We start from the raw sequence: 26307 nt of genomic DNA, 5'->3' as shown, positions 1-26307 counted from the left end.
GTCACGAACAGGACACAGGGGTACGTCGAGGACGCTCCCGCTGGAGGACGTCCCGTGCTAGTGGCCCATGCCGTCGGGCCCGGGCTCGACGAGCTCGACCAGCACGCCGCCGGAGCTCTTCGGGTGGATGAAGTTGACGCGCGAGCCCGCGGTGCCGGTGCGCGGCTCGTCGTACAGCAGTCGCATGCCCTGCTCGCGCAGGTGGGCGGAGGCCGCGTCGAGGTCCTCGACGCGGTAGGCCATCTGCTGGATGCCGGGGCCGCTCTTGGCGAGGAAGCGCCCGATCGTCGTGTCGGGGTCGAGGGGGGCGAGCAGCTGGATGAAGCTGCCGGAGTCGCCCACGGCCATCATCGCCTCGCGCACGCCCTGCTCGGCGTTGACCTCGGTGTGCACGCAGGTCATGCCGTAGGCCTTCTCGTAGAGCGCGATGGCCTCGTCGAGGTCGGCGACGGCGATCCCGACGTGGTCGATGGCTGTGATGCGCACGACAGGCTCCCGGTGTTCCAGCGGTGAGTGGGTCGGACCTATCGTTGCAGGGCTGTTCCCGCTGGCACGCTCACCCCTACGCAGGAGGTCCCCTCGTGGCCCGCACCGACAACCCGTCCGTCATCGTCGCGGGCGCCCGCACCCCGATCGGCAAGCTGTCGGGGGCGCTCAAGGACTTCACCGCCATGGACCTCGGCGGCATCGCCATCAAGGGCGCCCTGGAGAAGGCCGGCGTCAGCGGCGACCAGGTCGACTACGTGATCATGGGCCAGGTGCTGCAGGCCGGCCAGGGCCAGATGACCGCGCGCCAGGCCGCGGTCAAGGGCGGCATCCCGATGAGCGTCCCGTCGCTCACCATCAACAAGGTCTGCCTGTCCGGCCTCGACGCGATCGCGCTCGCCGACCAGCTCATCCGTGCGGGCGAGTTCGAGGTCGTCGTCGCCGGTGGCATGGAGTCGATGACCCAGGCGCCGTACCTCCTGCCGAAGGCCCGCGGCGGCTACCGCTACGGCAACGCCGAGATCCTCGACGTGACCTTCCACGACGGGCTGTTCGACGCCTTCGACCGCGTTCCGATGGGCGAGGCCACCGAGGGCACGGCGAAGAACTTCGCCCCGCAGACCCGCGAGGAGCAGGACGAGTTCGCCGCGCGCTCCCACGAGCTCGCCGCCGCCGCCATCAAGGACGGCCGCTTCGCCGAGGAGATCGTCCCGGTGTCGATCCCGCAGCGCAAGGGCGACCCGATCCTCGTCACCGAGGACGAGGGCGTGCGCCCGGGCACGACCGCCGAGTCGCTCGGCGCCCTCAAGCCGGCCTTCGTGAAGGACGGCACCCTCACTGCCGGCAACGCCTCGCAGATCTCCGACGGCGCGGCCGCCGTGGTGGTCATGAGCAAGGCCAAGGCGGAGTCGCTCGGCCTCACCTGGCTCGCCGAGATCGGCGCCCACGGCGTCGTCGCCGGCCCGGACAACTCCCTGCAGGAGCAGCCCGCCAACGCCATCCGCGCGGCGGTCGCCAAGCAGGGCGTGTCGGTGGAGGACATCGACCTGTTCGAGCTCAACGAGGCCTTCGCCGCGGTCGGCATCGCCTCGACCCGCGCGCTCGGCGTCGACGCCGACAAGGTCAACGTCAACGGTGGCGCCATCGCGCTCGGCCACCCGATCGGTGCCTCCGGCGCCCGCGTCGTGCTCCACCTCGCCCACGAGCTCAAGCGCCGCGGTGGCGGCCTCGGTGCGGCCGCGCTGTGCGGTGGCGGCGGTCAGGGCGACGCGCTGCTCCTCACCGTCCCGAAGAGCTGAGTCCTGGCCCGCGCCTCCCGGGGGACCCCAGACGTCCCCGACCTCGTCGCTCGCGCCGAGGCCGGTGAGGCGCGTGCCGTCGCCCGGCTGATCAGCCTCGTCGAGGACGCCTCGCCCGCCCTGCGCGAGGTCATGCGACTGCTCGCACCGAAGGGCCGCGCCGCGCGCGTGGTCGGGCTCACCGGCTCGCCCGGCGTCGGCAAGAGCACGTCCACCAACGCGCTCGTCGCGGCGTACCGCCGGCGTGGCCTGAAGGTCGGGGTGCTCGCGGTCGACCCCTCCTCGCCCTTCTCCGGCGGCGCGCTGCTCGGTGACCGGGTGCGGATGCAGGACCACGCGACCGACGACGGCGTCTTCATCCGCTCGATGGCCTCGCGCGGACACCTCGGCGGGCTGTCGTGGTCGACGCCCCAGGCCCTGCGGGTCCTGTCGGCCGCGGGCTGCGACGTCGTGCTCGTCGAGACCGTCGGGGTTGGACAGGCCGAGGTGGAGGTCGCCGCGCTCGCCGACACGACGCTGGTGCTGCTCGCCCCCGGGATGGGCGACGGCATCCAGGCCGCCAAGGCCGGCATCCTCGAGGTCGCCGACGTCTTCGTCGTCAACAAGGCCGACCGCGAGGGCGCGGACACCGTCGTGCGGGACCTGCGCAACATGCTCTCGCTCGGCGACCGCCGTGCCGACGGCGGCTGGAAGGTGCCGATCGTCAAGACGGTCGCGGCCAAGGGCGAGGGCGCCGACGAGGTCGTCGAGGCGATCGAGCAGCACGGCGCCTGGCTCGCCGCGACCGGGCAGCTCGAGCAGCGCAGGGTCGCGCGGGCGTGCGACGAGGTCGAGGCGATCGCGCTCACCTCGCTACGCGTCGACCTGCGCTCCGGCCCTGCGCTGACCGCCCTGGCCGAGCGGGTCGTCGCCGGGGTGCTCGACCCCTACGCCGCTGCCGACGAGCTGGTGGCGTCGCGGTGAGCGCCCGGGCGTCTCTGGTCGACGAGCTCGGGCTCGCCCCGCACCCGGAGGGCGGCTACTACCGCGAGACCTGGCGGGTGCCCTCGTCGGTGACGACCGCTGCCGGCGAGCGGTCGCTCGCAACCGCCATCCTGTTCCTGCTCGAGCCGGGGCAGTCCTCGCGCTGGCACCGGGTGCGCTCCGGCGAGCTGTGGCTGTGGCAGGGCGGTGGCCCGCTGGTGCTGTCGCTCGGCGGGCTCGGCGCGTCGCCGTCGCTCGCCTCCGAGGTGGTGGTCGGGCCGGACCCGTCCGCCGGGCACGCGTTGCAGCACCTGGTCGCCCCCTCCGAGTGGCAGGCCGCACGACCGGCAGGTACGACGTACTCCCTGGTGGCCTGCGTCGTGTCACCGGGCTTCGACTTCGACGACTTCGAGCTGGAGGAAACCCTGTGAAGGCCTTGCGTGCAGTGGCACTGCTGGAGTCGCTGTCGTTCGCGGTGCTGCTCGTCTGCAGCGTCCTCAAGCGGACGACGGACACCGACCTCGTGCCGGTGATGGGGCCGCTGCACGGCGTGCTCTTCCTGGCGCTGGTCGTGCTGGTCCTGGAGGCCCGCGGCCGGATCGGCTGGTCGTGGCGGTTCACCGCGTTGATGCTCACGGTCGGCTCCCCGGGCGCCCACTTCGCCGTCCACGCCACCCCCGACCCGGTCCGCGCCACCGCCTGACCGCCTGCCCGCCTGACCGCTGTCTCGGGTCACAGTGGTCGCTCTGGTGACCCCTCCTGACCGAGACGCGGGTGGCCCCGGCGGACGCCCGCTGTCTCGGGTCAGCGTGGTCGCTCTGGTGACCCCTCCTGACCGAGACGCGCCCAGCCGCCGCCCCCGCAGCAGGGGGGGGTGGCCCGAACGGCACAAAGACCTTGCTCCGCAGGGACGTTCAGAATGCACGCGAGGCTTGCGAACCCCCCGCGTTGTGAGGGTCAGACCGGCCGACGAGGGCCGGTCGCCCCTCTCACAAGGAGCTCCCTTGAAGCGCATCCCCGCTCTCAGCGTCGCCGCTGCCGCTGCCGCTGCCGCTGCCGCTGCCGGCGCCGTCGCCGTCCTCGCCGCCCCGGGTGCCAACGCGGCCGGCTCGATCTGCGTCGACGGCAGTGTCACGGTGCAGGACACGACCGTCCCGGTCGCGCAGTGCGTCGACACCCCCTGATCGCAGGGACTCCCGCGCGCGGCTGACCACACGGCACCACCACAGCGGTCGCTCGCACACTCACCCAGCGGCACCGTTCGGACCCCTCGTCCGACGGTGCCGCTGGCGTGTGCGGCCCAGCCCTGCGGTCGGGACGAAGGTCCCGATGCGCTTCGGCCGTGTTGCGCCTACAGTCCGAAGGACCCTCTCGGACCTGGAGCGCAGATGGCGTCGTCGCGGCTCGCGGACCAGCGGCGACGTGCCGAGGCGCTGTGGCGGGCCCGCTTCTCCGGAGGCGGTGCCACCGAGCGCGTTCCCGTCGAGGTCGCCGAGCAGGTCCGTGACTCCTGGGACCGCTCGAGCACGTCCGCGAGCGTGCACCTGGCCGCCGCGCCCGTCGACGAGACGACCGACCCGGTGCAGCTGTGGCGCGACAGCCCGCTGCGTCCGGCGATCGAGGCCGTCGAGGACGAGCTGGTCGAGCTCGCCGAGGACCGCGGCTTCGTCGCGGCCGTCATGGACGACGCCGGCCGGCTGGTCTGGACCGCCGGCGGTCGCCACATGCGCCGCCGCGCGGAGGGCGTCAACTTCGCGCCGGGCGGTCGCTGGGACGAGGCCAGCGTCGGCACCAACGCGCTCGCGCTGGCGCTCGACACCGGCAAGCCGGCACAGGTCTTCAGCGCGGAGCACTACGCCGAGATGGTGCACGGCTGGTGCTGCTTCGCCGCGCCGCTGCGCGACCCCGCGACCGGCCGGTCGCTCGGCGTCCTCGACCTGTCCAGCACCTGGGACCGCGCGCACCCGATGGCCCTCGCGGCGGTGCGCGCGCTGGCGATGGCGGCCCAGGCGGTCCTCGACGCGGGCGCCCGCGAGACGGTCGCGGCCGCGCCCCGGCCGTGGCAGGTCCAGCTGCTCGGCACCCCCGACCTCCAGCGTGGCGGCATCGTGCTGCCCGTCGCACTGCGGCAGGCCGAGGTGCTCGCCCTGCTCGCCCTGCACCCCGAGGGCCTGACCCCGGAGCAGCTGCACGACAAGCTGCACGGTGAGGACGCGGTCTCGCTCGTCACCACCAAGGCCGACGTCTCCCACCTGCGCGCGCTGCTCGACGGGGGCATCGCGCGCCGCCGCTACCGCCTCGAGGTCGACGCCTCCGTCGACGTCGTCGAGCTGCTCGACGCGGTCCGCAGCGGTGACGCCCTGCGCGTGGCCGGCCTCTACCGCGGCCCGCTGCTGCCCACGAGCGAGGCTCCGGGAGTGCGGGAGTGGCGCGACGTCGTCGACGTGGCCGTGCGCGACAGCGTCCTGCGCACCGGCGACGCCGACGCCCTGCTGCGCCTTGCCGATGCCCTGCCCTACGACCTCGAGGTGCAGCAGGCCGCGGCGGCGGCGGTGCCGGTCGGTGACCCGCGCACCGGCTGGGCGCAGGCCCGGCTGCAGCGGGCCGAGCGCAGCTGAGCGGCGCCGCCGACGGGTCGTGAGCCGGCGGCCGCGTCGCGGCGTACGCCTCGGCCCAACCCCCTTCCAACCATGGCGGCGCAGTGTGGCGACGGTCACGCCGCACAGGGGCGGCGTGCGGTCGAAGAGGAGCACGCAGTGGTCTACGCGCAGCCCGGCACAGAAGGTGCGATCGCGTCGTTCGACGCCCGCTACGACAACTTCATCGACGGCGACTGGGTGGCGCCGGCGGGGGGCGAGTACTTCGAGAACGTCACGCCGGTCACCGGCAAGGTCTTCTGCGACGTCGCCCGGTCGCAGGCCGTCGACGTCGACAAGGCGCTCGACGCGGCACACCGCGCGGCACCGGCCTGGGGGCGGACGTCGACGACCGCCCGCGCGCGGATCCTCGAGCAGATCGCGGACCGCATGGAGGCCAGCCTCGAGAAGCTGGCCGTCCTCGAGTGCTGGGAGAACGGCAAGGCCGTGCGCGAGACCCTCGCCGCCGACCTGCCGCTCGCGATCGACCACTTCCGCTACTTCGCGGCGGCGATCCGGACGCAGGAGGGCACGTCCAGCCAGATCGACAACGAGACCGTGGCGTACCACTTCCACGAGCCGCTCGGCGTCGTCGGCCAGATCATCCCGTGGAACTTCCCGATCCTCATGGCGGTCTGGAAGCTCGCGCCCGCGCTCGCGGCCGGCAACTGCGTCGTCCTCAAGCCGGCCGAGCAGACGCCCGTCAGCATCCTCGAGGTCGTCAAGCTCATCGCCGACCTGCTCCCGCCGGGCGTCCTCAACGTCGTCAACGGCTTCGGCGTCGAAGCCGGCAAGCCGCTCGCGTCGTCGTCGAAGATCGCGAAGATCGCCTTCACCGGCGAGACGACGACCGGGCGGCTGATCATGCAGTACGCCAGCGGCAACATCATCCCGGTCACCCTCGAGCTCGGCGGCAAGAGCCCCAACGTCTTCTTCGCCGACGTCATGGAGCAGGAGGACGACTTCCTCGACAAGGCGCTCGAGGGCTTCACGATGTTCGCCCTCAACCAGGGCGAGATCTGCACCTGCCCGTCGCGCGCCCTCATCGCCGAGTCGATCTACGACGAGTTCATCGAGAAGGCCATCGAGCGTGTCTCGCGCATCAAGGTCGGCAACCCGCTCGACCCGACGGTGATGATCGGCGCGCAGGCCAGCAACGACCAGCTCGAGAAGATCCTGTCCTACCTCGACATCGGCAAGGCCGAGGGAGCCGACCTGCTCATCGGCGGCGACCGTCGTGTCGAGCCCGGTCTCGAGGGCGGCTACTACGTGCAGCCCACGGTCTTCCGCGGCAAGAACGACATGCGCATCTTCCAGGAGGAGATCTTCGGCCCGGTCCTCGCCGTCACGACCTTCTCCGACGAGGCCGACGCGCTCGCCATCGCCAACCAGACGCTCTACGGCCTCGGCTCCGGCGTGTGGACCCGCGACCAGGGGACGGCCTACCGGATGGGCCGCGGCATCCAGGCCGGTCGCGTCTGGACCAACTGCTACCACCTCTACCCCGCGCACGCGGCCTTCGGTGGCTACAAGCAGTCCGGCATCGGCCGCGAGAACCACAAGATGATGCTCGACCACTACCAGCAGACCAAGAACATGCTGGTGTCCTACGACCCGAAGCCCATGGGCTTCTTCTAACCCCGTACGCCGCAGGCGGCCGGCTCCTCGTGGGCCGGCCGCCTCGCGCCGGGAGAGGTGTCCCCGCATGGAGCGCGTCACGATCACGCCGGCGGCGTCGGAGCTGCTGGCGCGCCTGAAGGCCCGCCACGGCGAGCTGATGTTCCACCAGAGCGGCGGCTGCTGCGACGGCTCCTCGCCGATGTGCTACCCGAAGGGCGACTTCATCACGGGGCCGTCCGACGTGCTGCTCGGTGAGGTCGACGGGTGCGAGTTCTGGATGTCGGCGTCGCAGTTCGCCTACTGGTCGCACACCCACCTCACCGTCGACGTCGTACCCGGGCGGGGGAGCGGCTTCTCCGTCGAGTCGCCCGACGGCGTGCGCTTCCTCATCCGGTCGCGGCTGTTCACCGACGACGAGGCCGACGCGCTCGTCCCCGTGACCCCCGGCACCTGACCCGTCCCGCCACCCCCGCCCGCCCTTGCGTCATAAGTCTTGAGCCTGGCGTCTCCTGAGCTGCTCTGACGCTAGGCAGCTCGGGGCACGTCGCGGGGAGGCGGTGGGCGGAAGCGACCGGGCACGGTTGCTGTTGGATGGAGGCATGCAGCGCAGACCGACCGACCTGTCCATCGCCGGTGCCGTGGACCTCTCGTCCCTGCGTCAGCCGGCGACACCCGCGGCCCCCGCCTCCACCAGCCACCACGTCATCGACGTCACCGAGGCGACCTTCGAGGAGCAGGTGCTGCGCCGGTCGCTGACCGTGCCCGTGCTCGTCGACTTCTGGGCGTCGTGGTGCGGTCCGTGCAAGCAGCTCTCGCCGATCCTCGAGAAGCTCGCCGAGGCCGACGCCGGGAAGTGGGTCCTCGCCAAGATCGACGTCGACGCCAACCAGGGCATCGCCGGTCAGCTGCAGATCCAGTCGATCCCCACGGTGCTGCTCGCGATCGGCGGCCGGCTCGTCCAGGGCTTCCAGGGCGCGATGCCCGAGCGCGAGGTCCGGATGTTCCTCGACCAGGTGCTGGAGGCCGCTGCCCAGGCCGGCCTGCCCGGCCCCGGTGGCGAGGCGCCCGCAGAGGACGCGCCCGTCCCGGCAGACCCCGACCTGGTCGCGGCCGAGGACGCCCTCGCGACCGGCGACTACGCGGCGGCGATCACGGCGTACGACGCCCTGCTCGCGCGCAAGCCGGCCGACCCGGAGGCCGTGGCGGGCAGGGCCTTCGCGGTGCTGCTCGACCGCTCCGGCGGCGTCGACCCGGCCACCGCGCTCGCGGCCGCGCAGGCCGCACCCGATGACCTCGCGGCGCAGACCACCGCCGCCGACGTCGAGGTGCTCAGCGGTGACGTGCAGGCCGCGATCGACCGGCTCGTCGGGCTGGTCCGGCGGGTCGCTGGTGACGAGCGCGAGACCGCCCGCACCCACCTGCTGAGCATCCTCGACGCGCTCGACAACGACGACCCGATGGTGCTCGCCGGTCGTCGCTCCCTGGCCAACGCGCTGTTCTGAGCCTCAGCTCGAGGGGCCCGGGCTCGCGAGCCAGACGGTGCCGAGCGGCGGCACCCGCAGGGTCGCGGACGCCGGCTGGCCGTGCCACGAGTCGGCCGAGGCCTGCACGGACCCGAGGTTGCCGACACCGCTTCCGGCGTAGGTCTCCGCGTCGGTGTTGAGGACCTCGGTCCATGCGCCGTCCCAGGGCAGGCCGATGCGGTACCCCTCGTGGGGGATCCCTGCGAAGTTGCTGACGCACGCGACCGCCGAACCGTCGGACCCGAAGCGCAGGAACGAGAAGACGTTGCCGCTCGCGTCGTTGGCGTCGATCCACGAGAAGCCCGCTGCGTCGGTGTCCATCGACCACAGGGCGGGGGTCGCGCGGTAGACCGCGTTGAGGTCCTTGACGAGCAGCGCGACGCCGCGGTGGTCGGGCAGGTCCATGAGCCACCAGTCGAGCGAGCGGTCCTCGCTCCACTCCGACTCCTGGGCGAACTCCGAGCCCATGAACAGCAGCTGCTTGCCCGGGTGGGCCCACATGAAGGCGAGGTAGCCGCGCACGCCGGCGAGCTGCTGCCAGCGGTCGCCCGGCATCTTGCGCAGCAGCGAGCCCTTGCCGTGCACGACCTCGTCGTGGCTGATCGGCAGCACGAAGTTCTCGGAGTAGGCGTAGACCATCGAGAAGGTCATCTGGTGGTGGTGGTAGCCGCGGTAGAGCGGCTCGCGCTCGACGTAGTCGAGCGAGTCGTGCATCCACCCCATGTTCCACTTCAGGCCGAAGCCGAGGCCGCCCAGGTGGGTCGGGCGGGTGACGCCCGGCCAGGACGTCGACTCCTCCGCGATCGTCACCGCGCCCGGCACGTGCTTGTAGACCACGGCGTTCATCTCCTGCAGGAACGCCACCGCCTCGAGGTTCTCGCGGCCGCCGAACTCGTTGGGCAGCCACTGGCCCTCCTCGCGGGAGTAGTCCAGGTAGAGCATCGAAGCGACCGCGTCGACCCGCAGCCCGTCGATGTGGAACTCCTCGAGCCAGTAGAGGGCGTTGGCGACGAGGAAGTTGCGGACCTCGTTGCGGCCGAAGTCGAAGACGTAGGTGCCCCAGTCCATCTGCTCGCCGCGCCGCGGGTCCGCGTGCTCGTAGAGCGGGGTGCCGTCGAAGCGCGCGAGCGCCCACTCGTCCTTGGGGAAGTGCGCGGGCACCCAGTCGACGATGACGCCGATGTCCGCGCGGTGCAGGGCGTCGACGAGGTAGCGGAAGTCGTCCGGGTCGCCGAAGCGCGACGTGGGCGCGTAGTAGCCGGTGACCTGGTAGCCCCAGGAGCCGCCGAAGGGGTGCTCCGCGACGGGCAGCAGCTCGACGTGGGTGTAGCCGAGCCAGGTCACGTAGTCGACGAGCTCGTCGGCGAGCTGGCGGTAGGACAGCCCCTGCCGCCACGACCCGAGGTGCACCTCGTAGGTGCTCATCGGTGCGGCGTGCGGCTGCACGTCGGCGCGACGCGCCATCCACTCGCCGTCGGTCCAGGTGTAGTCGGAGTCGTCGACGATCGACGCGGTCCGAGGAGGGACCTCGGTGCGTCGCGCCATCGGGTCGCTCTTGTCGCGCCAGGTCGAGTCCGCTCCGAGCACGGCGTACTTGTAGTGCGTGCCCTCGCCGAGTCCTGGGACGAACAGCTCCCAGACGCCGCTGCTGCCCAGTGACCGCATGGGGTGCGACGAGCCGTCCCAGCCGTTGAAGTCGCCGACGACGCGCACGCCGCGGGCGTTGGGCGCCCACACCGCGAAGCTCACGCCGGTGACCGGTCCGAGCCGGCGGACGTGGCTGCCGAGCACCGTCCAGAGCTGCTCGTGGCGACCCTCGCCGATGAGGTGGAGGTCGACCTCGCCGAGGGTCGGCAGGAAGCGGTAGGGGTCGTCGGCCGGGTAGGCCGTGCCGTGGTAGGTCACCTCGAGGCGGTAGTCGGTGACCTCTGCGAGGTCGAGCCGGGCTTCCCAGATGCCGGCGTGCACGGGGGTCATGGCGGTCCGCTGCTCGCCCAGGAGGACGGCGACGGACTCGGCCTGCGGACGCAGGGCGCGTACGACGACACCGCCCGGCACAGGGTGCGCTCCGAGCACGCCGTGCGGGTCGTGGTGCGCACCACCGGCGACGCGCTCGAGCTCCTCGTGGGACACCCCCCCGGTGACCAGTGCGGGCGCGGCCTTCTTGGCAGCGCGCTTGCGGGGAGCCTTCACCGGGGGAGCAGCCGGAGCAGTCTCTGGCGCGGGAGCGGTGAGGTCGATGACGGTCTCGGGCGCGGCCTTGCGCGGCGCGCGCTTGCGGGGCGTCGGGGTCTCGGTCATGCGGCGCTCACGCGGTCGCCCCGACGAGGCGCTCGATGGAGTACAGCGGGACCTGCAGCCAGGTCGGCCGGTTCTGCGCCTCGTAGACCACTTCGTAGACCGCCTTGTCCAGCTCGAAGGCCCGCAAGAGGGCCTGGTCGTCACGGGGGTCGGCGCCTGCCGCGCGGGCGTAGCCGTCGCAGTAGGCCGCCCTGTTGCGGTCTGCCCACTCCTGGGCGCGGTACGCCAGCTGGGGGACCTCGTCACCATGGTGCGTGCGGTCGGCCAGCAGGTGGCGGGCCGCGTAGTCGAAGGAGCGAAGCATCCCCGCCACGTCGCGCAGCGGTGACATCAGCGCCGTCCGTTCGGCCAGCGGGCGGGCGGGTTCGCCCTCGAAGTCGAGCAGCACCCAGCCGTCCTGCGTGCGCAAGACCTGGCCGAGGTGCAGGTCGCCGTGGACCCGCTGGACCGCCACCGGCTCGGTGCGCTCCGCGACCACGTCGTAGGCGCGGCGCAGGTCGTCGGCGAAGGGCGCCAGCTCGGGGACGACGAGCAGTGCGGCGTCGAGGCGCTCGTGCAGCTGCTGCGCGGTTGCCGCCGACTCGGCGGGGCCAGCGACGGAGGCGGGCAGCACGCGGGCCATGAGCGCGTGGACCTCGGCGGTGGCGACGCCGAGACGCTCTGCCTCGCCCGCGAAGTCACCGCCGACCTCGTCGGCGTGCAGGTCGCCCTCGGCGAGCAGGTCGCGCACGCTCGCCGTCGCGGTCGCCCAGCCCTCGGTCGCGCCGAGCAGGAAGACCTGCAGCAGGCCGAGCGTGGTGACGGTGCCGTCGAGGGTGGTGTCGAGCCAGGCGAGCGGTCGCGCGACGTGGGGGCTTCCCGCGTCGGCGAGCGCCTTGGTCACCTCGATGTCGGGGTTGGCACCGGGCTGGAGGCGGCGGAAGAGCTTGAGGATGTAGCGGTCGCCGTAGACGACGGAGGTGTTGCTCTGCTCGCCGGTGAGCACCCGCGGGACCAGCGTCGTGTCGAGCTCGGCGTCGGAGACGAAGTCCAGTGCGTCGACGGTCGACCCGCCGGCGAGCGCCTCGAGCAGGGCGGTCGCAGCGACCGGGTCGTGGATCGCGTCGTAGAGCACGTCGCCGTGGACCTCGCCGACGACCACGTGCTGCAGCCGCTCCTCGACCTCGCCGCGGCGCCGGCCGAGCAGCAGCTGGTAGCGCTCGCTGCCGCCGCTGGGGGAGTCGACCCGCAGGACGAGGTGGTCCACCCGGGGCTCGGTGAGCAGCGAGGTGCTCCGCTCGACGGACACGCCCGCGACGACGGTGCCCTTGGCGCCGTACCAGCGCTGGGTCGGCAGCCAGTCGGCCAGCAGGTCCTCGAGAGTGGCGGTCATTCCGGGGCCTCCAGCCCGAACCACAGGAAGGCGTGGCCCGGTAGCGACAGCAGGTAGGGGAGCTCGCCCACCTTGGGGAAGGGGACCTGTCCTGACAGCTCACGAAGGACGCAGCCCTCGAAGCGGGACAGGTCGAGCTCGACCGGCTGCGGGAAGCGCGACAGGTTGTTGACGCACACCACCCGGTCGTCGCCGAACTCGCGGACGTAGGCGAGTACCGACGGGTTGGTGCCCCCGAGCTCCTCGTAGCTGCCGAGGCCGAAGACGGGGTGCTGCTTGCGGATCTCGAGCATCCGCCGGGTCCAGTTGAGCAGCGAGCTCGACGACCGCATCTGGGCCTCGACGTTGAGGGCCTGGTAGCCGTAGACGGGGTCGAGGATGAGCGGGAGGTACATCCGCTGCGGGTCTGCGGTGGAGAAGCCCGCGTTGCGGTCGGCGTTCCACTGCATCGGGGTGCGCACGCCGTCGCGGTCACCGAGGTAGATGTTGTCGCCCATCCCGATCTCGTCGCCGTAGTAGAGGACGGGTGAGCCGGGCAGCGAGAGCAGCAGCCCGGTGAACAGCTCGATCTGGTCGCGGCTGTTCTCCAGCAGCGGCGCGAGGCGGCGCGCGATGCCGACGTTGGACTTCATGCGCGGGTCCTTGGCGTACTCCGCGTACATGTAGTCGCGCTCGTCGTCGGTGACCATCTCGAGGGTCAGCTCGTCGTGGTTGCGCAGGAAGATGCCCCACTGGCAGCTGTCGGGGATCGGCGGGGTGTTGGCGAGGATCTCCGAGATCGGGTAGCGCGACTCGCGGCGCACGGCCATGAACAGCCGGGGCATCAGCGGGAAGTGGAAGGCCATCTGGCACTCGTCACCGTCGTCGCCGAAGTAGTCGACGACGTCCTGCGGCCACTGGTTGGCCTCGCAGAGCATCACCCGGTCGGGGTAGAGCGCGTCGACCTCCTTGCGGACCCGCTTGAGGAAGTCGTGGGTCTCCGGGAGGTTCTCGCCGTTGGTGCCCTCGCGCTCGAACAGGTAGGGGACGGCGTCGAGCCGGAAGCCGTCGATGCCGAGGTCGAGCCAGAACTTCAGGACCTCGATCATCTCGGCCTGCACGGCCGGGTTGTCGTAGTTGAGGTCGGGTTGGTGGCTGAAGAAGCGGTGCCAGTAGTACTGGCCGCGGACCTCGTCGAAGGTCCAGTTGGACCGCTCGGTGTCGACGAAGATGATGCGCGCCTCGGAGTAGGGCTCGTCGGTGTCGGACCAGACGTAGTAGTCGCCGTAGGGGCCGGTGGGGTCCGACCTCGAGGCCTGGAACCACGGGTGCGCGTCGCTCGAGTGGTTCATGACGAGGTCGGCGATGATGCGCATCCCCCGCTTGTGGGCCTCGTCGACCAGCGTCACGAAGTCGCCGAGGTCGCCGAACTCCGGTAGCACGGTGAGGAAGTCGCTGATGTCGTAGCCGCCGTCGCGCAGGGGCGACTGGTAGATCGGCAGCAGCCAGATGCAGTCGATGCCGAGCCACTTCAGGTAGTCGAGCTTGCCGATCAGGCCGTTGATGTCGCCGGTGCCGTCGCCGTTGCTGTCGGCGAAGCCGCGGATGAGCACCTCGTAGAAGACCGCCCGCTTGAACCACAGCGGGTCGCGCGACTCCTCCAGGCTGACCAGCTCGCCGTGCTCGAGGGTCACCGCTGCACCACCAGGACGTGCGCGGGCTCGACGAAGGGGTCGAGCCGGACGTAGTTGTCCGCGCCCCAGGTGAAGACCGCGCCGGTCACCTCGTCCTTCACCCTGACGCTGTCGCTCCACTCGAGGCCGAGGGCGGGCATGTCCAGGTGCACCATGGTCTCGCGGGCTCCGTGCGGGTCGAGGTTGACGACGGTGAGGACGATGTCGTCACCGGTGCGCTTGCTCCAGGCGAGGACGTCGGGGGAGTCGGTCGTGTGGAAGACGAGGTTGCGGATCCAGTGGGTCGCGGGGTGCTGGCGGCGCACCCGGTTGAGCATCGTGAGGTAGGGCGCGAGGCTGCTGCCCGACTCCTCCGCAGCGGCCCAGTCACGCGGCCGGTACTGGTACTTCTCGGAGTCGAGGTACTCCTCGGAGCCCGGCCGGACCGCGACGTGCTCGAAGAGCTCGTAGCCGGCGTAGACGCCGTACGTCGGTGCGAGCAGGGCCGCGAGCACCGCGCGGACCTTGAAGACCGGCGGGCCGCCGTACTGCAGCGACGCGTGCAGGATGTCGGGGGTGTTGACGAAGAAGTTGGGTCGCATGTGGTCCGACGCCTCGACCAGCTCGAGGGCGTAGTCCTGCAGCTCCTGCTTGCCGGTGCGCCAGGTGAAGTAGGTGTAGGACTGCGTGAACCCGATGCGGGCCAGCTCGTGCATCATCGCCGGCCGCGTGAAGGCCTCGGCGAGGAAGAGCACGTCGGGGTCGGTGGCTTTCACCTGCTCGATCAGCCACTCCCAGAAGTCCAGCGGCTTGGTGTGGGGGTTGTCGACGCGGAAGATGCGCACCCCGTGGTCGGTCCAGTGGCGCACGACCCGCAGCACCTCGGCGTAGAGCCCTGCCGGGTCGTTGTCGAAGTTCACCGGGTAGATGTCCTGGTACTTCTTCGGGGGGTTCTCGGCGTAGGCGATCGAGCCGTCGGCGCGGGTGGTGAACCACTCCGGGTGCTCCGTGGCCCACGGGTGGTCGGGGGCGCACTGCAGTGCGAGGTCGAGCGCCACCTCCATCCCGAGCTCGCGGCTGCGCGCGACGAAGGCGTCGAAGTCCGCGATCGTGCCCAGGTCGGGGTGCACCGCGTCGTGGCCGCCCTCGTCGGAGCCGATCGCCCACGGCGAGCCGGGGTCGTCCGGACCCGGCGTGAGGGTGTTGTTGGGTCCCTTGCGGTTGACCTTGCCGACCGGGTGGATCGGCGGGAGGTAGACGACGTCGAAGCCCATCGCGGCGACCGCCGGCAGCCGCTCCATCGCGGTGCGGAAGGTGCCGGAGCGGGGCGGGTCCAGGGAGGCGCCCTCCGAGCGCGGGAAGAGCTCGTACCAGGCGCCGTAGAGAGCGCGCTGGCGGTCGACCCAGATCGTGCGCGCCTCGTGCTTGGTGACCAGGCGCCGCAACGGGTGCTGCTCGAGCAGCGCGACGAGCGGTTCGTGGGTCGCTGCGGCCATGCGCTCGGCGGGGGTCAGCGAGGGGTCGCGCAGCACCGTCGCGACGCCGGCGACCCTGGCCCGGTCGGCCTTGGGGGCGCCCTTGGCGGCGCGCTCGAACAGCTGCGCGCCCTCCTCGAGCATCAGGTCGACGTCGACCCCGGCCTCGACCTTGAGCGGCGCGTCGTGCCACCACGTCCCGAGCTCGTCGTCCCACGCCTCGACGACGAAGGACCAGCGGCCCTCCTGGTCGAGCAGCAGCGGCACCGACCAGGCGTCGGTCCCGGGCGTGCCGGGGGACATGCGCAGGAAGGACCCCTTCGTCCCGTCGGGTCGGCGCACGGCGACGTTGCACCCGACGGCGTCGTGTCCCTCACGGAAGACCGTCGCGCCGACGGTCACCGTCTCGCCGGTGACCGCGCGCGACGGGTACCGCCCGCAGCTGACTGTCGGGCGTACGTCTGAGATCGCTATGCGTCCTACCACCGTGCCGACCGTACCCAGGTGGTCCAGGTCCGAACGTCGCGGAGCGTCTCGGATGCAACCCGTGGGCCCGGAGGGTTTTGGGCACCGCCGCTCGGGGCTAGGGTCCGTCGGGTGAGAGCACTCCGCAGGTTCACCGTCCGGCTCGCCCTCCCGACCCCGCTCGCGCCCCTGGCCGAGCTGGTCATGAACCTGCGCTGGTCGTGGCACCCGCGCTCGCTCGACCTCTTCGAGTCGGTCGACCCGGCGACCTGGCAGGCCGTCGGGCAGGACCCCGTGCGCCTGCTCGGTGAGGTCGCCCCGGAGCGGCTCGCAGAGCTGGCGACGGACCAGGAGTTCCTCGCCCGGCTGTCCGCCGCCCACGACGACCTGCGCGAGTACATGACCACGCCGCGCTGGTACCAGTCGCTGACCGACGCGCCCGCGTCGATCGCCTACTTCTCACCGGAGTTCGGCATCACCGAGGTGCTGCCGCAGTACTCCGGCGGCCTCGGCATCCTCGCCGGCGACCACCTCAAGGCGGCCTCCGACCTCGGCGTGCCGATCCTCGGCGTCGGCCTGCTCTACCGGGCCGGCTACTTCAAGCAGTCGCTGTCGGCAGAGGGCTGGCAGCAGGAGCGCTACCCACCGCTGGACCCGCACGGCCTGCCCCTGTCGCTGCTCACCGCCGCCGACGGCTCGCCGCTCAAGGTGGCTGTCGGGATGCCCGGTGGTCGGACCCTGCACGCCCAGGTCTGGAAGGCGCAGGTCGGTCGGGTGCCGCTGCTGCTGCTCGACTCCGACGTCGAGGACAACGCCCCCGCCGAGCGCCAGGTCACCGACCGCCTCTACGGAGGCGGCTCCGACCACCGCCTCCACCAGGAGATGCTGCTCGGCATCGGTGGCGTCCGTGCGATCCGCGCCTACACCGCGCTGACCGGCGAGCCCGCCCCCGAGGTCTTCCACACCAACGAGGGCCACGCCGGCTTCCTCGGCGTCGAGCGGGTCCGCGAGCTCGTCGCCCACGGCCTGTCCTACGACGAGGCGAAGGAGGCCGTCCGCGCCGGGACGGTCTTCACCACCCACACCCCCGTGCCGGCCGGCATCGACCGCTTCCCGCGCGAGCTCATCGCCACCTACTTCGGCGGCGACAACGCGGTCGCGGAGGTGCCCGTCGAGCGGATCCTCGAGCTCGGGGCGGAGGAGGACCCGGCGGTCTTCAACATGGCCCACATGGGCCTGCGGATGGCGCAGCGCCGCAACGGCGTCGCGAAGCTGCACGGCGTCGTGTCGCGCGGGATGTTCGCCGACCTGTGGCCGGGCTTCCCCGTCGAGGAGGTGCCGATCAGCTCGGTGACCAACGGCGTGCACGCGCCGACGTGGGTGTCGCGCGAGGTGTTCGAGCTGGGCGAGAAGCACGCCGGCGGTCCCATCACCACCGAGTCCGCGGGCTTCGAGGCGGTGCAGTCCGTCGCCGACTCCGAGGTCTGGCAGACCCGCCGCCTGCTGCGCGCGCGGCTCGTCGACGAGGTCCGCCGACGCCTGCGCGAGTCGTGGCTGCAGCGCGGGTCGACAGCCGCGGAGCTGTCGTGGACCGAGACCGCCTTCGACCCCGACGTCCTGACGATCGGCTTCGCGCGGAGGGTCCCGTCGTACAAGCGACTGACCCTCATGCTCCGTGACCCCGACCGGCTGCGGGCGCTGCTCCTGGACCCCGACCGGCCGATCCAGCTCGTCATCGCGGGCAAGGCGCACCCCGCCGACGACGGAGGCAAGGAGCTCGTCCAGCAGATCGTGCGCTTCGCCGACGGCGCGGACGTGCGGCACCGCATCGCCTTCCTGCCCGACTACGACATCGGGATGGCGCGCTACCTCTACGGCGGCTGCGACGTGTGGCTCAACAACCCGCTGCGCCCGCTCGAGGCCTGCGGCACGTCCGGCATGAAGAGCGCCCTGAACGGCGGCCTCAACCTCTCGATCCGCGACGGCTGGTGGGACGAGATGTACGACGGGGAGAACGGCTGGGCGATCCCCACCGCCGACGGCGTCACCGACCCCGACCGTCGCGACGACATCGAGGCGACGGCGTTCTACGAGCTCGTCGAGAAGCAGGTCCGGGCGCGCTTCTACGACGTCGACGCCGAGGGAGTGCCGCGGCGGTGGGTCGAGATGGTGCGCCACACCCTGCAGTCGCTCGGGCCGAAGGTCCTCGCCTCGCGGATGGTGCGCGACTACGTCAACGAGCTCTACACCCCGGCGGCGCTGGCCTCGCGCGGCCTGGCCGGCAACGGCTTCGCCCCCGCGCGCGAGCTCGCCGCCTGGCGCTCGCGGGTCAGTGCTGCCTGGCCGGCCGTGCGGGTCGCCCACGTCGAGGCGCTCGGTGTCGGTGACGCCCCGCAGGTCGGCACGACGCTGTCGGTGCGCGCGACGGTCGACCTCGGTGGGCTCAGCCCCGACGACGTGCGGGTGCAGGCGGTCTACGGCCGGGTCGACGAGGCCGACGAGCTGCGCTCCCCGACCACGGTCTCGCTGGTGCCGGCCGGGCCCGGTGACGACGGGCTGCTGCGCTTCGAGGGTGACGTGCCGATGGAGCGGGCCGGCGCCTTCGGCTACACCGTCCGCGTCCTGCCCCACCACGACGCGCTGCCCGACGACGCCGACCTCGGGCTGACGGCGACGGCGTGACATGAGCGACCGACGGGTTGGCTGCCTGCTGGTGGCCGACCTCGACGGCGAGGCAGCCGTCGAGCTGCAGGTCGCCGCCGCAGGGCTCCCCCGCGAGGAGGAGCTCGTCGTCGAGCTCGACCACCGGCCGGTCGACGTCGTCGAGCACGCGACCGCCGTCGGCGGACGGCTGCACCTGCTGCGGGCCGGTCCTGGTCGCCTCGCGGTCCGCTACTCCGCTGTCGTGGGACCGGCCGAGCCCGTGCCCGTCGAGCCGCTCGACGCCGCGCTGTTCCTGCGGCCGAGCCGCTACGCCGAGTCCGACCGGCTGGCCGCCGTCGCCGCCGCCGAGTGGGGCAGCCACCCAGCCGGGATGGAGCTCGTGCGCGCCGTCGCGACCTGGGTCGGCGCCCGCACCGTCTACGAGCCCGGCAGCAGCACCGTCACTGACGGTGCCGTCGACACGCTGCTCGCGGGCGAGGGGGTGTGCCGCGACTTCGCCCACCTCGTCGTCGGCCTGCTGCGCGCCCGCGACGTCCCCGCCCGCGTCGTCTCCGCCTACGCCCCCGGCCTGTCGCCCATGGACTTCCACGCGGTTGCCGAGGTGCTGGTCGACGGTGCCTGGCGCCTCGTCGACGCGACCCGCCTCGCGCCCCGGCAGTCCCTGGTCCGCATCGCGACCGGCCGGGACGCAGCCGACACGGCGTTCCTGTCGTCGCACGGCGCGGGGCTGCGTCTCGACACCGTCGAGGTCACCGCCGTCGTCGACGGCGCCCTGCCGCTCGACGACCACCGCTGACCGCGCGGGGCGGCTACGTGCGGGCTACGCGCAGGACGGCGACGGAACGGGCCGTGACATGGATGCGGGCACCGGCGCGGTGGGCGCGGCCACCAAGCGGCTCCTCCGACGCGGTGTCGAGCAGGGTCTCGTAGGAGGTCGCCCAGGGCTCCGCGGGCAGCAGGAAGCGGGTGCCGTGCGAGGCGGCGTTGAGGACCACCAGGAACGAGTCGTCGACGATGCGCTGCCCACGGGCGTCGCGCTCGCGGATGGAGCGTCCGTCGAGGTACATCCCGAGCAGCTGCTGCGACGGGTCGAACCACTCGTGGTCGGTGAGCTCGGTGCCGGCGGAGGTGAACCACGCGACGTCCTTGACGCCGTCGTCACCCACGGGACGCCCGAGGAAGAAGTGGTTCTGCCGGAAGACGGGGTGCCTGCGGCGCAGGTCGACCAGCGCGGCGGTCCAGCGCCGCATCGCCTGCGCGTCGGCGTCGTGCTCCCACGGCATCCACGAGACGGGCGAGTCCTGGCAGTAGGCGTTGTTGTTGCCGGCCTGGGTGCGACGAACCTCGTCGCCCATCGTCAGCATCGGGACGCCGGTCGACAGCAGCAGCGTCGTCAGGAGGTTGCGGGCCTGACGGCGGCGCAGCGTGTTGACGGCCGGGTCGTCGGTCTCGCCCTCGACGCCGCAGTTCCAGGAAAGGTTGTGGGACTCGCCGTCGCGGCCGTCCTCGCCGTTGGCCTCGTTGTGCTTGTGGTCGTAGGACGTGAGGTCGCGCAGGGTGAAGCCGTCGTGGGCGGTCACGAAGTTGATGGAGGCGTAGGGGCGGCGGCCGTCGTCGGCGTAGAGGTCGGAGGAGCCCGAGAGCCGGTAGGCCAGGTCGCGGACGCCGACCTTCGAGCCGCGCCACACGTCGCGGACGGTGTCGCGGTACTTGCCGTTCCACTCGGTCCACAGCGGCGGGAACTCGCCGACCTGGTAGCCGCCCTCGCCGACGTCCCACGGCTCGGCGACGAGCTTGACCTGGCTGATGACCGGGTCCTGCTGGATGACGTCGAAGAAGGCCGAGAGCTTGTCGACGTCGTGGAAGGAGCGGGCCAGTGCGGAGGCGAGGTCGAAGCGGAAGCCGTCGACGTGCATCTCGGTGACCCAGTAGCGCAGCGAGTCCATGATGAGCTGCAGGACGTGGGGTGAGCGGACGTCGAGGGTGTTGCCGCAGCCGGTGTAGTCCCGGTAGTGCGAGCGGTCCGCCTCGAGGCGGTAGTAGGTCGGGTTGTCGAGGCCGCGGAAGGCGAGCGTGGGCCCGCCCTGGTCGCCCTCGGCGGTGTGGTTGTAGACGACGTCGAGCAGGACCTCGATGCCGGCCGCGTGCAGCGCGCGCACCATCGCCTTGAACTCGCGGACCTGCTCGCCGCGGCTGCCGCCGGCGGAGAAGGCCGCGTGCGGCGCGAAGTAGCCGATCGAGTTGTAGCCCCAGTAGTTGCTGAGCCCACGGGCCTGCAGGTGCGGCTCGGAGACGAAGTGGTGCACCGGCATCAGCTCGACCGCCGTCACCCCGAGCGAGACGAGGTGCTCGACAGCGGCGGGGTGGGCGAGACCGGCGTAGGTGCCGCGCAGGTGCTCGGGCACGCCGGGGTGGGAGGCGGTGAAGCCCTTGACGTGGAGCTCGTAGACGACGGTGTCGGGCCAGGGGGTCTGCGGGCGGACGTCGTCGCCCCACGGGAAGGCGTCGTGCACGACCACCGAGCGCGGGACGTAGGGCGCGCTGTCGCGGTGGTCCTGCGTGCCGTCGCGGTCTGGCATCGACCCGCGGGTCTCCGGCACCGACCGGAAGTCGCCCTCGATGGCGCGCGCGTAGGGGTCGAGCAGCAGCTTGCTCGGGTTGTAGCGAAGCCCGCTGCCCGGGTCGAAGGGACCGTCGACGCGGAAGCCGTAGCGCTGCCCCGGCCCGACGTGGGGCAGGTAGCCGTGCCAGACGTGGAAGGTCGTCTCCTCGAGCGGGATGCGCGTCTCGCGGCCGTCGTCGTCGAACAGGCACACGTCGACCGCCTCGGCGCCGTGGCTGAAGACCGCGACGTTGGTGCCCTCGCCGTCCCAGGTCGCACCCAGCGGGGTCGGTCTCCCGGGCCACGCGCGCGGATCCATGCGCGCCATCCTGCCCGACCCGGCAGGAACCGCGCGGTCCCCGACCGGATCACCCGCGGTGCCGGACGCGATCGGCCCCTACGGTCTGCGGTCATGGCGATCGCACCCGACACCAAGGACTGGACATGGGTCGTCGAGACCCGCTGCGACGAGTGCGGGACCGACCCTGCCGGCTTCGCCCGCGAGGACGTGCCGAGGCTGCTGCGCGAGACCGCTGCCCGCTGGGTCGCGTTCCTGCGCGACGGGAGAGCGACGACGGTGCGACCCGACGACCGCACCTGGGCCCCCCTGGAGTACGCCGTCCACGTGCGCGACGTCGTGCGCCTCTACGACGAGCGCCTCCGCCTGATGCTCGAGACCGACAACCCGCTCTACCCGAACTGGGACCAGGACGCCTCCGCGGTCGCGGACCGCTACCTCGAGCAGGACCCGGCCGAGGTCGCCGACGACCTCGAGCGGGAGGCCGAGGTCCTGGCGCGGCGCTTCGCGGCGGTGACCGACTGGGACCGGCCCGGTCGGCGCAGCGACGGGGCGCGCTTCACGGTCGACTCGTTCGCCCGCTACTTCCTGCACGACCCGTTGCACCACCTGCACGACGTCGGGGCGTGACCGGGGGGACGCGCGAGGCGCGACGGCGCTCGACCGGGATGAGGTCGGCCAGAGAGGTGCCCGGGGGCAGGACGAGGGACTGACCGCGCTGCTTGCGCTCGAGCATCGCGTGGACCACCAGCGCGTTGCGCATCAGCGTCGCGAACTCCTCGGGCTCGGTGAGCAGCCAGCCGTGCCGGCCCCGCACGACCTCGGCCGGCAGGTCGCCGACGACGTGGGCCAATGCTCCCGGGGCGATGATGCGGTCGTCGTCGCCCCAGATGAAGAGCACCGGCATGCCTGACGCGACCAGCGCCTTCGCCTGCTCGGCCAGGGACGCGGTGAGGGCGAGGCGCGCGGTGAGGGCCAGTGTCAGCGGCTTGCGCAGGAGGTTGGGCACGAAGTCGCGGGCCATCGCGGGCACGGCGTGCAGCAGGGTGCGCGGGGACAGCTCGCCCAGGGTGCCGGCGGCCCACCCGACCCAGGAGGAGTCGTCGAGCCCGCTGCCTCGTCCCGGGGCTCCGCCGACGGAGTTGACCAGCGTCAGGGACCGCACCCGCTCGGGCCGCTCGACCGCGAGCTGGATGGCGACGCCGCCGCCGAAGGAGTGGCCGGCGACGAACACCGGGTGCTCGACCTCGAGGACGTCGAGCAGCCGCCCGATCCGGTGTCCGTAGGCCGGCAGGTCGAGCCGCCGCAGCGCTGGGCCGTCGGAGCCGCCGAAGCCGGGGAGGGCCGGGGCGATGACCCGGACGCCCGCGCCGACGAGCCGGGTGACGCCGTCGGCGTACGCCCGAGGGGTGAGACCCCAGCCGTGCAGGAAGAGCAGGGGGTCTCCTGACCCGGCTTCCATCACCCGCATCGCGGCGCCGTCGACGTCGACCGTGCGCCAGGTCGGCCGGGTGGTCACGGGTGGCCCGGCCCGGACGCGGTGTGCAGCACGGCGTGGCGGTCGGCGAGCTCGTCGTGGGTCCCGGGCTCAGGGCGGTCGCCGTGCGCGAGCACGAGGTGGCCGAGGAGCTTCTCGTGGTCGGCCATCAGCTGCTCCCACTCGTCGACGAGGCCCTCGGCGGCGATGAGGGCCTCGAGCCGGACGCGCAGCGGGAGCAGCAGCAGCGCGCGCTCGAGGATCCCGACGAGCTCCTCCGACAGCCGGGACCGCGGGTCGTCGTCGAGGTCGGCGAGGTCGCTGAGCTGCATCTCGAGGTCGAGCTCGCCCTGGCTGTCGGTCCACTCGTCCTCGTCGTCGTCGAGCCCACCGAGGGCGAGCAGCTCGTCGGCGGTGTGCTCGGCCTCGACCTGCTCGAGCGACAGCCCGGCCTCGGCGGCGACCCGCGCCTCCTCCTCGAGGTCGATGTGAGCCGGCAGCCCCTCGAAGAACGACGTCTGCCAGTCGTCGAGCAGGTCGCGGACCGCCTCGCAGCGCTCCAGCAGGGTGCCGAGGTCGCCCGGCTGCAGGAGCGCGGCCTGCAGCGCCGCCGCCGCCTCCGGTGGGAGGTCGGTCAGCGGATCTGCGGAGGAGACGGTGTGAACGACACCGCGCGAGTCGCGGAACACAGCCGAACACTAGGGTCCGGGAAGGACCCCTGGAGTAAGGACGGCCAAGACGTGGGCGAGTTCGTGCGGCTCGAGGTGGACGGCGCGGTCGGGACGATCCGGCTGGATCGTCCCAAGATGAACGCGATCAACGCGCAGCTGCGCGCCGAGCTGCAGGAGGTGGCGGAGGAGGCGCGCGGGCGCGACGACGTCCGGGCCGTCGTGCTCTACGGCGGTGAGCGGGTCTTCGCCGCGGGCGCGGACATCAAGGAGATGGAGTCGCTGTCCTATGCCGACATGCTCGGCTGGGGAAAGATGCTGCAGGACGCGCTGCGGGTCGTGGCCACCCTCCCGAAGCCCGTCGTGGCCGCCGTCACGGGCTACGCCCTCGGGGGCGGGTTCGAGCTCGCCCTGACCGCCGACTTCCGGGTGCTGGGGGAGCGCGCCAAGGTCGGCGTCCCCGAGATCACCCTCGGGGTCATCCCCGGCGCAGGCGGGACCCAGCGGCTGCCCCGGCTGGTAGGACCCGCCAAGGCCAAGGACCTCATCTTCAGCGGCCGCCACGTCGCGGCCGACGAGGCGCTCGCGCTGGGCCTGGCCGACCGGGTCGTCCCCGACGGCGAGGTCTACGAGACCGCCCTCGCGATGGCGTCGTCCTACGCCACCGGGCCGGCGGTCGCCCTGCGGTCCGCCAAGCAGGCCATCGACGACGGCCTCGAGGTGGACCTCGACAGCGGCCTGCGCCTGGAGTCCGCGCTGTTTGCGGCGCTGTTCGCCACCGACGACCAGAAGGCCGGGATGCGGTCCTTCGTGGACAACGGGCCCGGCAAGGCGGTCTTCACCGGTCGGTGACGCACGGGCAGTGTGACGAAGGCGACTGCGGCCCCTCGCTTGCAGGAGTTTGCACCCGTGTTCCGGTGGGGGGAGACTCCAGGGCAGAGACCGGTGCATGCCGACGCCACCCGCGCGGCTAGCGTTCCGCCTCGAGAAGTGCGCGCGGGCCCCCGCGCGCCCTTGGTGATGGACAGCCTGACGGAGGACTCGGCAGCGTGAACGTCGTCGTACTGGTGAAGCAGGTGCCTGACACCTGGGCCGAGCGCAAGCTCGACGCGAGCAGCAAGACCCTCGACCGCGCGTCGGTCGACGTCGTCATGAACGAGATCGACGAGTACGCCGTCGAGGAGGCCTTGCGCATCAAGGAGGCCCAGGGCGGCGAGGTCACGATCCTCACCATGGGTCCGGAGCGCGCGGTCGAGACGATCCGCAAGGCGCTGTCGATGGGTGCCGACAAGGCCGTGCACCTGTCCGACGACGCCCTCGCCGGCTCGGACGCCCTGCAGACCTCCGCCGCGATCGCGAAGGTCCTCGAGACCCTCGAGTGGGACCTCGTCATCGCCGGCTCCGAGGCCACCGACTCCCGGATGGCCATCATGGGCGCGCTGCTCGCCGAGCGCACCGGCAAGCCGCAGCTCACCGGTGCCCGCAAGGTCACCGCCGAGGGCGGCAGCGTGAGGATCGAGCGCCAGACGGAGAACGGCTACGCCGTCGTCGAGGCCTCGACCCCCGCGATCGTCTCCGTCGTCGAGAAGATCAACGAGCCGCGCTACCCCTCCTTCAAGGGGATCATGGCCGCCAAGAGCAAGCCCCTCACCACGCTGACGGTGGCCGACGCCGGCATCGACGCGGGCACGGTCGGCCTCGCCACCGCGCCGTCGCAGGTCGTGGAGTTCTCCAACAAGCCGCCGCGCCAGGCCGGTCAGGTCGTCAAGGACGAGGGTGACGGTGGCCTGAAGGTCGCCGAGTTCCTCGCGTCGCAGAAGTTCGTCTGAGAGGTCTGGAAACCATGGCTGAGGTCCTCGTCCTCATCGACCACGTCGATGGCACCCCCAAGAAGGTCAGCTACGAGCTGCTGACGCTGGCCAAGACCCTCGGTGAGCCCTCCGCGGTCGCCCTGGGCGCCGGTGCGGCCACCGCGGCCGCGAAGCTCGGCGCCTACGGCGCGGAGAAGGTCTACGTCGACGAGTCGTCGGACCACGACGACTTCCTCGCGGGCCCGCGAGCCGCCCTGCTCGCCCAGCTCGTCGCCGACAAGAGCCCGCTGGCCGTGCTGCTGCCGAGCACCGCTGACGGCAAGGAGGTCGCGGCCCGGCTGGCCGTCAAGACCGGCAGCGGCCTGATCACCGACGCCGTCGGTGTGACCCCCGAGCTGGTCGCGGAGCAGCCGATCTTCGGCGGCTCGGTCGTCGTGTCCTCCAAGGTCGCGACGGGCACGCCGATCATCACGGTCCGCGCCAACTCCACCGCCCCGGTCGAGTCCGCCGGCGCCGGTGCCATCGAGCAGGTCAGCGTCACCGCGTCGGAGACCGACAAGGCCGCGCGCATCGTCGAGAAGGTCGTCGAGGACAAGGGCGGCCGCCCCGACCTCGGTGACGCCTCCATCGTCGTCTCCGGCGGCCGTGGCCTCGGCGCGGGCGAGAACTTCGCCATCGTCGAGAAGCTCGCCGACACCCTCGGTGCGGCTGTCGGTGCCTCCCGCGCCGCGACCGACGCCGGCTGGTACCCCCACCAGAACCAGGTCGGCCAGACCGGGCGCACCGTGTCGCCGCAGCTCTACATCGCGGTCGGCATCTCCGGTGCGATCCAGCACCGCGCCGGCATGCAGACCTCGAAGACCATCGTGGCCATCAACAAGGACCCCGAGGCCCCGATCTTCGAGCTCGCCGACTACGGCCTGGTCGGCGACCTGTTCACGGTCGTCCCCGCGCTGACCGACGAGATCGTCAAGCGCAAGGGCTAGTCCCCGCCCG

22 protein-coding genes and 1 pseudogene are annotated in these 26307 nt (G+C 72.1%); 15 read left to right on the top strand and 8 right to left on the bottom strand.

The genetic code is table 11. From position 1 onward, the window contains the following. Nucleotides 1-57: 57 nt before the first annotated feature. Nucleotides 58-480 carry a methylmalonyl-CoA epimerase gene (mce, locus tag Q8R60_05620; GenBank protein MDP3711947.1) on the bottom strand — a complete coding sequence of 141 codons (423 nt, stop codon included), beginning with the start codon at nucleotides 478-480 and terminating at the stop codon, nucleotides 58-60. Between the two features lie 101 nt (nucleotides 481-581). Between mce and Q8R60_05615 the strand changes: the two genes are divergently transcribed. The 9 genes from Q8R60_05615 (at nucleotide 582) to Q8R60_05575 (ending at nucleotide 8505) form a co-directional block, all read left to right on the top strand. Next, nucleotides 582-1784 (top strand): acetyl-CoA C-acetyltransferase, encoded by a 1203-nt coding sequence (locus Q8R60_05615; GenBank protein ID MDP3711946.1) that lies wholly within the window; start codon nucleotides 582-584, stop codon nucleotides 1782-1784. Between the two features lie 3 nt (nucleotides 1785-1787). Further along, nucleotides 1788-2747, top strand: a complete 960-nt coding sequence (gene meaB, locus Q8R60_05610) for a methylmalonyl Co-A mutase-associated GTPase MeaB (protein MDP3711945.1) — start codon at nucleotides 1788-1790, stop codon at nucleotides 2745-2747. Continuing rightward, nucleotides 2744-3178 carry a cupin domain-containing protein gene (locus tag Q8R60_05605; GenBank protein ID MDP3711944.1) on the top strand — a complete coding sequence of 145 codons (435 nt, stop codon included), beginning with the start codon at nucleotides 2744-2746 and terminating at the stop codon, nucleotides 3176-3178. Before meaB ends, Q8R60_05605 begins: the two co-directional genes overlap by 4 nt. Beyond that, on the top strand, nucleotides 3175-3450 hold the full coding sequence (locus Q8R60_05600) for a DUF3817 domain-containing protein (GenBank protein MDP3711943.1): 276 nt from the start codon (nucleotides 3175-3177) through the stop codon (nucleotides 3448-3450). The genes Q8R60_05605 and Q8R60_05600 overlap by 4 nt, the downstream gene beginning before the upstream one ends. A gap of 301 nt (nucleotides 3451-3751) precedes the next feature. Next, complete coding sequence (locus tag Q8R60_05595; protein MDP3711942.1) at nucleotides 3752-3931, top strand: hypothetical protein; 180 nt, start codon at nucleotides 3752-3754, stop codon at nucleotides 3929-3931. Between the two features lie 204 nt (nucleotides 3932-4135). Next, a complete protein-coding gene (locus Q8R60_05590; GenBank protein MDP3711941.1) occupies nucleotides 4136-5365 on the top strand; it encodes a transcriptional regulator in 1230 nt (409 codons plus the stop codon). Between the two features lie 138 nt (nucleotides 5366-5503). Continuing rightward, nucleotides 5504-7021, top strand: a complete 1518-nt coding sequence (locus Q8R60_05585; GenBank protein MDP3711940.1) for an aldehyde dehydrogenase family protein — start codon at nucleotides 5504-5506, stop codon at nucleotides 7019-7021. A gap of 67 nt (nucleotides 7022-7088) precedes the next feature. Further along, nucleotides 7089-7457, top strand: coding sequence for a DUF779 domain-containing protein (locus tag Q8R60_05580; GenBank protein ID MDP3711939.1), 369 nt, complete (start codon nucleotides 7089-7091; stop codon nucleotides 7455-7457). Between the two features lie 145 nt (nucleotides 7458-7602). Continuing rightward, complete coding sequence (locus Q8R60_05575; protein MDP3711938.1) at nucleotides 7603-8505, top strand: tetratricopeptide repeat protein; 903 nt, start codon at nucleotides 7603-7605, stop codon at nucleotides 8503-8505. 3 nt (nucleotides 8506-8508) lie between these two features. Here Q8R60_05575 and glgB read toward each other — a convergent pair whose 3' ends face one another. The 4 genes and pseudogenes from glgB to Q8R60_05555 form a co-directional block, all read right to left on the bottom strand. After that, entirely contained in the window at nucleotides 8509-10827 is a 2319-nt protein-coding gene (glgB, locus tag Q8R60_05570) for a 1,4-alpha-glucan branching protein GlgB (GenBank protein ID MDP3711937.1), read from the bottom strand. Nucleotides 10828-10834: 7 nt separating this feature from the next. Next, nucleotides 10835-12199: a maltokinase gene (locus Q8R60_05565; GenBank protein ID MDP3711936.1), complete on the bottom strand. Its 1365-nt coding sequence runs from the start codon at nucleotides 12197-12199 to the stop codon at nucleotides 10835-10837. Next, nucleotides 12196-13827: pseudogene (gene treS / locus Q8R60_05560) on the bottom strand (maltose alpha-D-glucosyltransferase). Before treS ends, Q8R60_05565 begins: the two are co-directional and overlap by 4 nt. Nucleotides 13828-13868: 41 nt before the next feature. Further along, nucleotides 13869-15812: an alpha-1,4-glucan--maltose-1-phosphate maltosyltransferase gene (locus Q8R60_05555; protein MDP3711935.1), complete on the bottom strand. Its 1944-nt coding sequence runs from the start codon at nucleotides 15810-15812 to the stop codon at nucleotides 13869-13871. Nucleotides 15813-15923: 111 nt separating this feature from the next. On the opposite strand from Q8R60_05555, the gene glgP reads away from it, so the two are divergent. After that, the gene (gene glgP / locus Q8R60_05550; GenBank protein ID MDP3711934.1) at nucleotides 15924-18473 is read left to right on the top strand and encodes an alpha-glucan family phosphorylase; all 2550 of its coding nucleotides are present in this window, start codon (nucleotides 15924-15926) and stop codon (nucleotides 18471-18473) included. 1 nt (nucleotide 18474) lies between these two features. Beyond that, the gene (locus Q8R60_05545; GenBank protein MDP3711933.1) at nucleotides 18475-19251 is read left to right on the top strand and encodes a transglutaminase family protein; all 777 of its coding nucleotides are present in this window, start codon (nucleotides 18475-18477) and stop codon (nucleotides 19249-19251) included. A gap of 13 nt (nucleotides 19252-19264) precedes the next feature. On the opposite strand, the gene glgX is transcribed toward Q8R60_05545, so the two are convergent. Then, on the bottom strand, nucleotides 19265-21376 hold the full coding sequence (gene glgX, locus Q8R60_05540) for a glycogen debranching protein GlgX (protein MDP3711932.1): 2112 nt from the start codon (nucleotides 21374-21376) through the stop codon (nucleotides 19265-19267). A 93-nt stretch (nucleotides 21377-21469) separates the two neighbouring features. Between glgX and Q8R60_05535 the strand changes: the two genes are divergently transcribed. Then, the gene (locus Q8R60_05535; GenBank protein ID MDP3711931.1) at nucleotides 21470-21985 is read left to right on the top strand and encodes a DinB family protein; all 516 of its coding nucleotides are present in this window, start codon (nucleotides 21470-21472) and stop codon (nucleotides 21983-21985) included. On the opposite strand, the gene Q8R60_05530 is transcribed toward Q8R60_05535, so the two are convergent. Then, nucleotides 21915-22874 (bottom strand): alpha/beta fold hydrolase, encoded by a 960-nt coding sequence (locus tag Q8R60_05530; protein ID MDP3711930.1) that lies wholly within the window; start codon nucleotides 22872-22874, stop codon nucleotides 21915-21917. The two genes, Q8R60_05535 and Q8R60_05530, sit on opposite strands and share 71 nt — an antisense overlap. Further along, nucleotides 22871-23521: a hypothetical protein gene (locus Q8R60_05525; GenBank protein ID MDP3711929.1), complete on the bottom strand. Its 651-nt coding sequence runs from the start codon at nucleotides 23519-23521 to the stop codon at nucleotides 22871-22873. Before Q8R60_05525 ends, Q8R60_05530 begins: the two co-directional genes overlap by 4 nt. Before the next feature lie 51 nt (nucleotides 23522-23572). On the opposite strand from Q8R60_05525, the gene Q8R60_05520 reads away from it, so the two are divergent. The 3 genes from Q8R60_05520 (at nucleotide 23573) to Q8R60_05510 (ending at nucleotide 26297) form a co-directional block, all read left to right on the top strand. Next, the gene (locus tag Q8R60_05520) at nucleotides 23573-24352 is read left to right on the top strand and encodes an enoyl-CoA hydratase-related protein (protein ID MDP3711928.1); all 780 of its coding nucleotides are present in this window, start codon (nucleotides 23573-23575) and stop codon (nucleotides 24350-24352) included. Nucleotides 24353-24549: 197 nt separating this feature from the next. Beyond that, entirely contained in the window at nucleotides 24550-25329 is a 780-nt protein-coding gene (locus Q8R60_05515) for an electron transfer flavoprotein subunit beta/FixA family protein (protein ID MDP3711927.1), read from the top strand. Between the two features lie 14 nt (nucleotides 25330-25343). Further along, a complete protein-coding gene (locus Q8R60_05510) occupies nucleotides 25344-26297 on the top strand; it encodes an electron transfer flavoprotein subunit alpha/FixB family protein (GenBank protein ID MDP3711926.1) in 954 nt (317 codons plus the stop codon). The last annotated feature ends 10 nt before the right edge of the window (nucleotides 26298-26307 follow it).

It is taken from the genome of Mycobacteriales bacterium (assembly GCA_030697205.1).
GTDB lineage: Bacteria > Actinomycetota > Actinomycetes > Mycobacteriales > SCTD01 > JAUYQP01.
The sequence above is the reverse complement of the archived record's forward strand: the minus strand, read 5'-3'. Positions and strand labels throughout refer to the sequence as shown.

What these genes read in the sequence shown, in the direction of transcription:
- Q8R60_05590 (MDP3711941.1), top strand. Translation starts at nt 4,136, where the DNA reads ATGGCGTCGTCGCGGCTCGCGGACCAGCGGCGACGTGCCGAGGCGCTG.
- Q8R60_05580 (MDP3711939.1), top strand. Translation starts at nt 7,089, where the DNA reads ATGGAGCGCGTCACGATCACGCCGGCGGCGTCGGAGCTGCTGGCGCGC.
- Q8R60_05575 (MDP3711938.1), top strand. Translation starts at nt 7,603, where the DNA reads ATGCAGCGCAGACCGACCGACCTGTCCATCGCCGGTGCCGTGGACCTC.
- glgB (MDP3711937.1), bottom strand. Translation starts at nt 10,827, where the DNA reads ATGACCGAGACCCCGACGCCCCGCAAGCGCGCGCCGCGCAAGGCCGCG.
- Q8R60_05565 (MDP3711936.1), bottom strand. Translation starts at nt 12,199, where the DNA reads ATGACCGCCACTCTCGAGGACCTGCTGGCCGACTGGCTGCCGACCCAG.
- Q8R60_05545 (MDP3711933.1), top strand. Translation starts at nt 18,475, where the DNA reads ATGAGCGACCGACGGGTTGGCTGCCTGCTGGTGGCCGACCTCGACGGC.
- glgX (MDP3711932.1), bottom strand. Translation starts at nt 21,376, where the DNA reads ATGGATCCGCGCGCGTGGCCCGGGAGACCGACCCCGCTGGGTGCGACC.
- Q8R60_05535 (MDP3711931.1), top strand. Translation starts at nt 21,470, where the DNA reads ATGGCGATCGCACCCGACACCAAGGACTGGACATGGGTCGTCGAGACC.
- Q8R60_05510 (MDP3711926.1), top strand. Translation starts at nt 25,344, where the DNA reads ATGGCTGAGGTCCTCGTCCTCATCGACCACGTCGATGGCACCCCCAAG.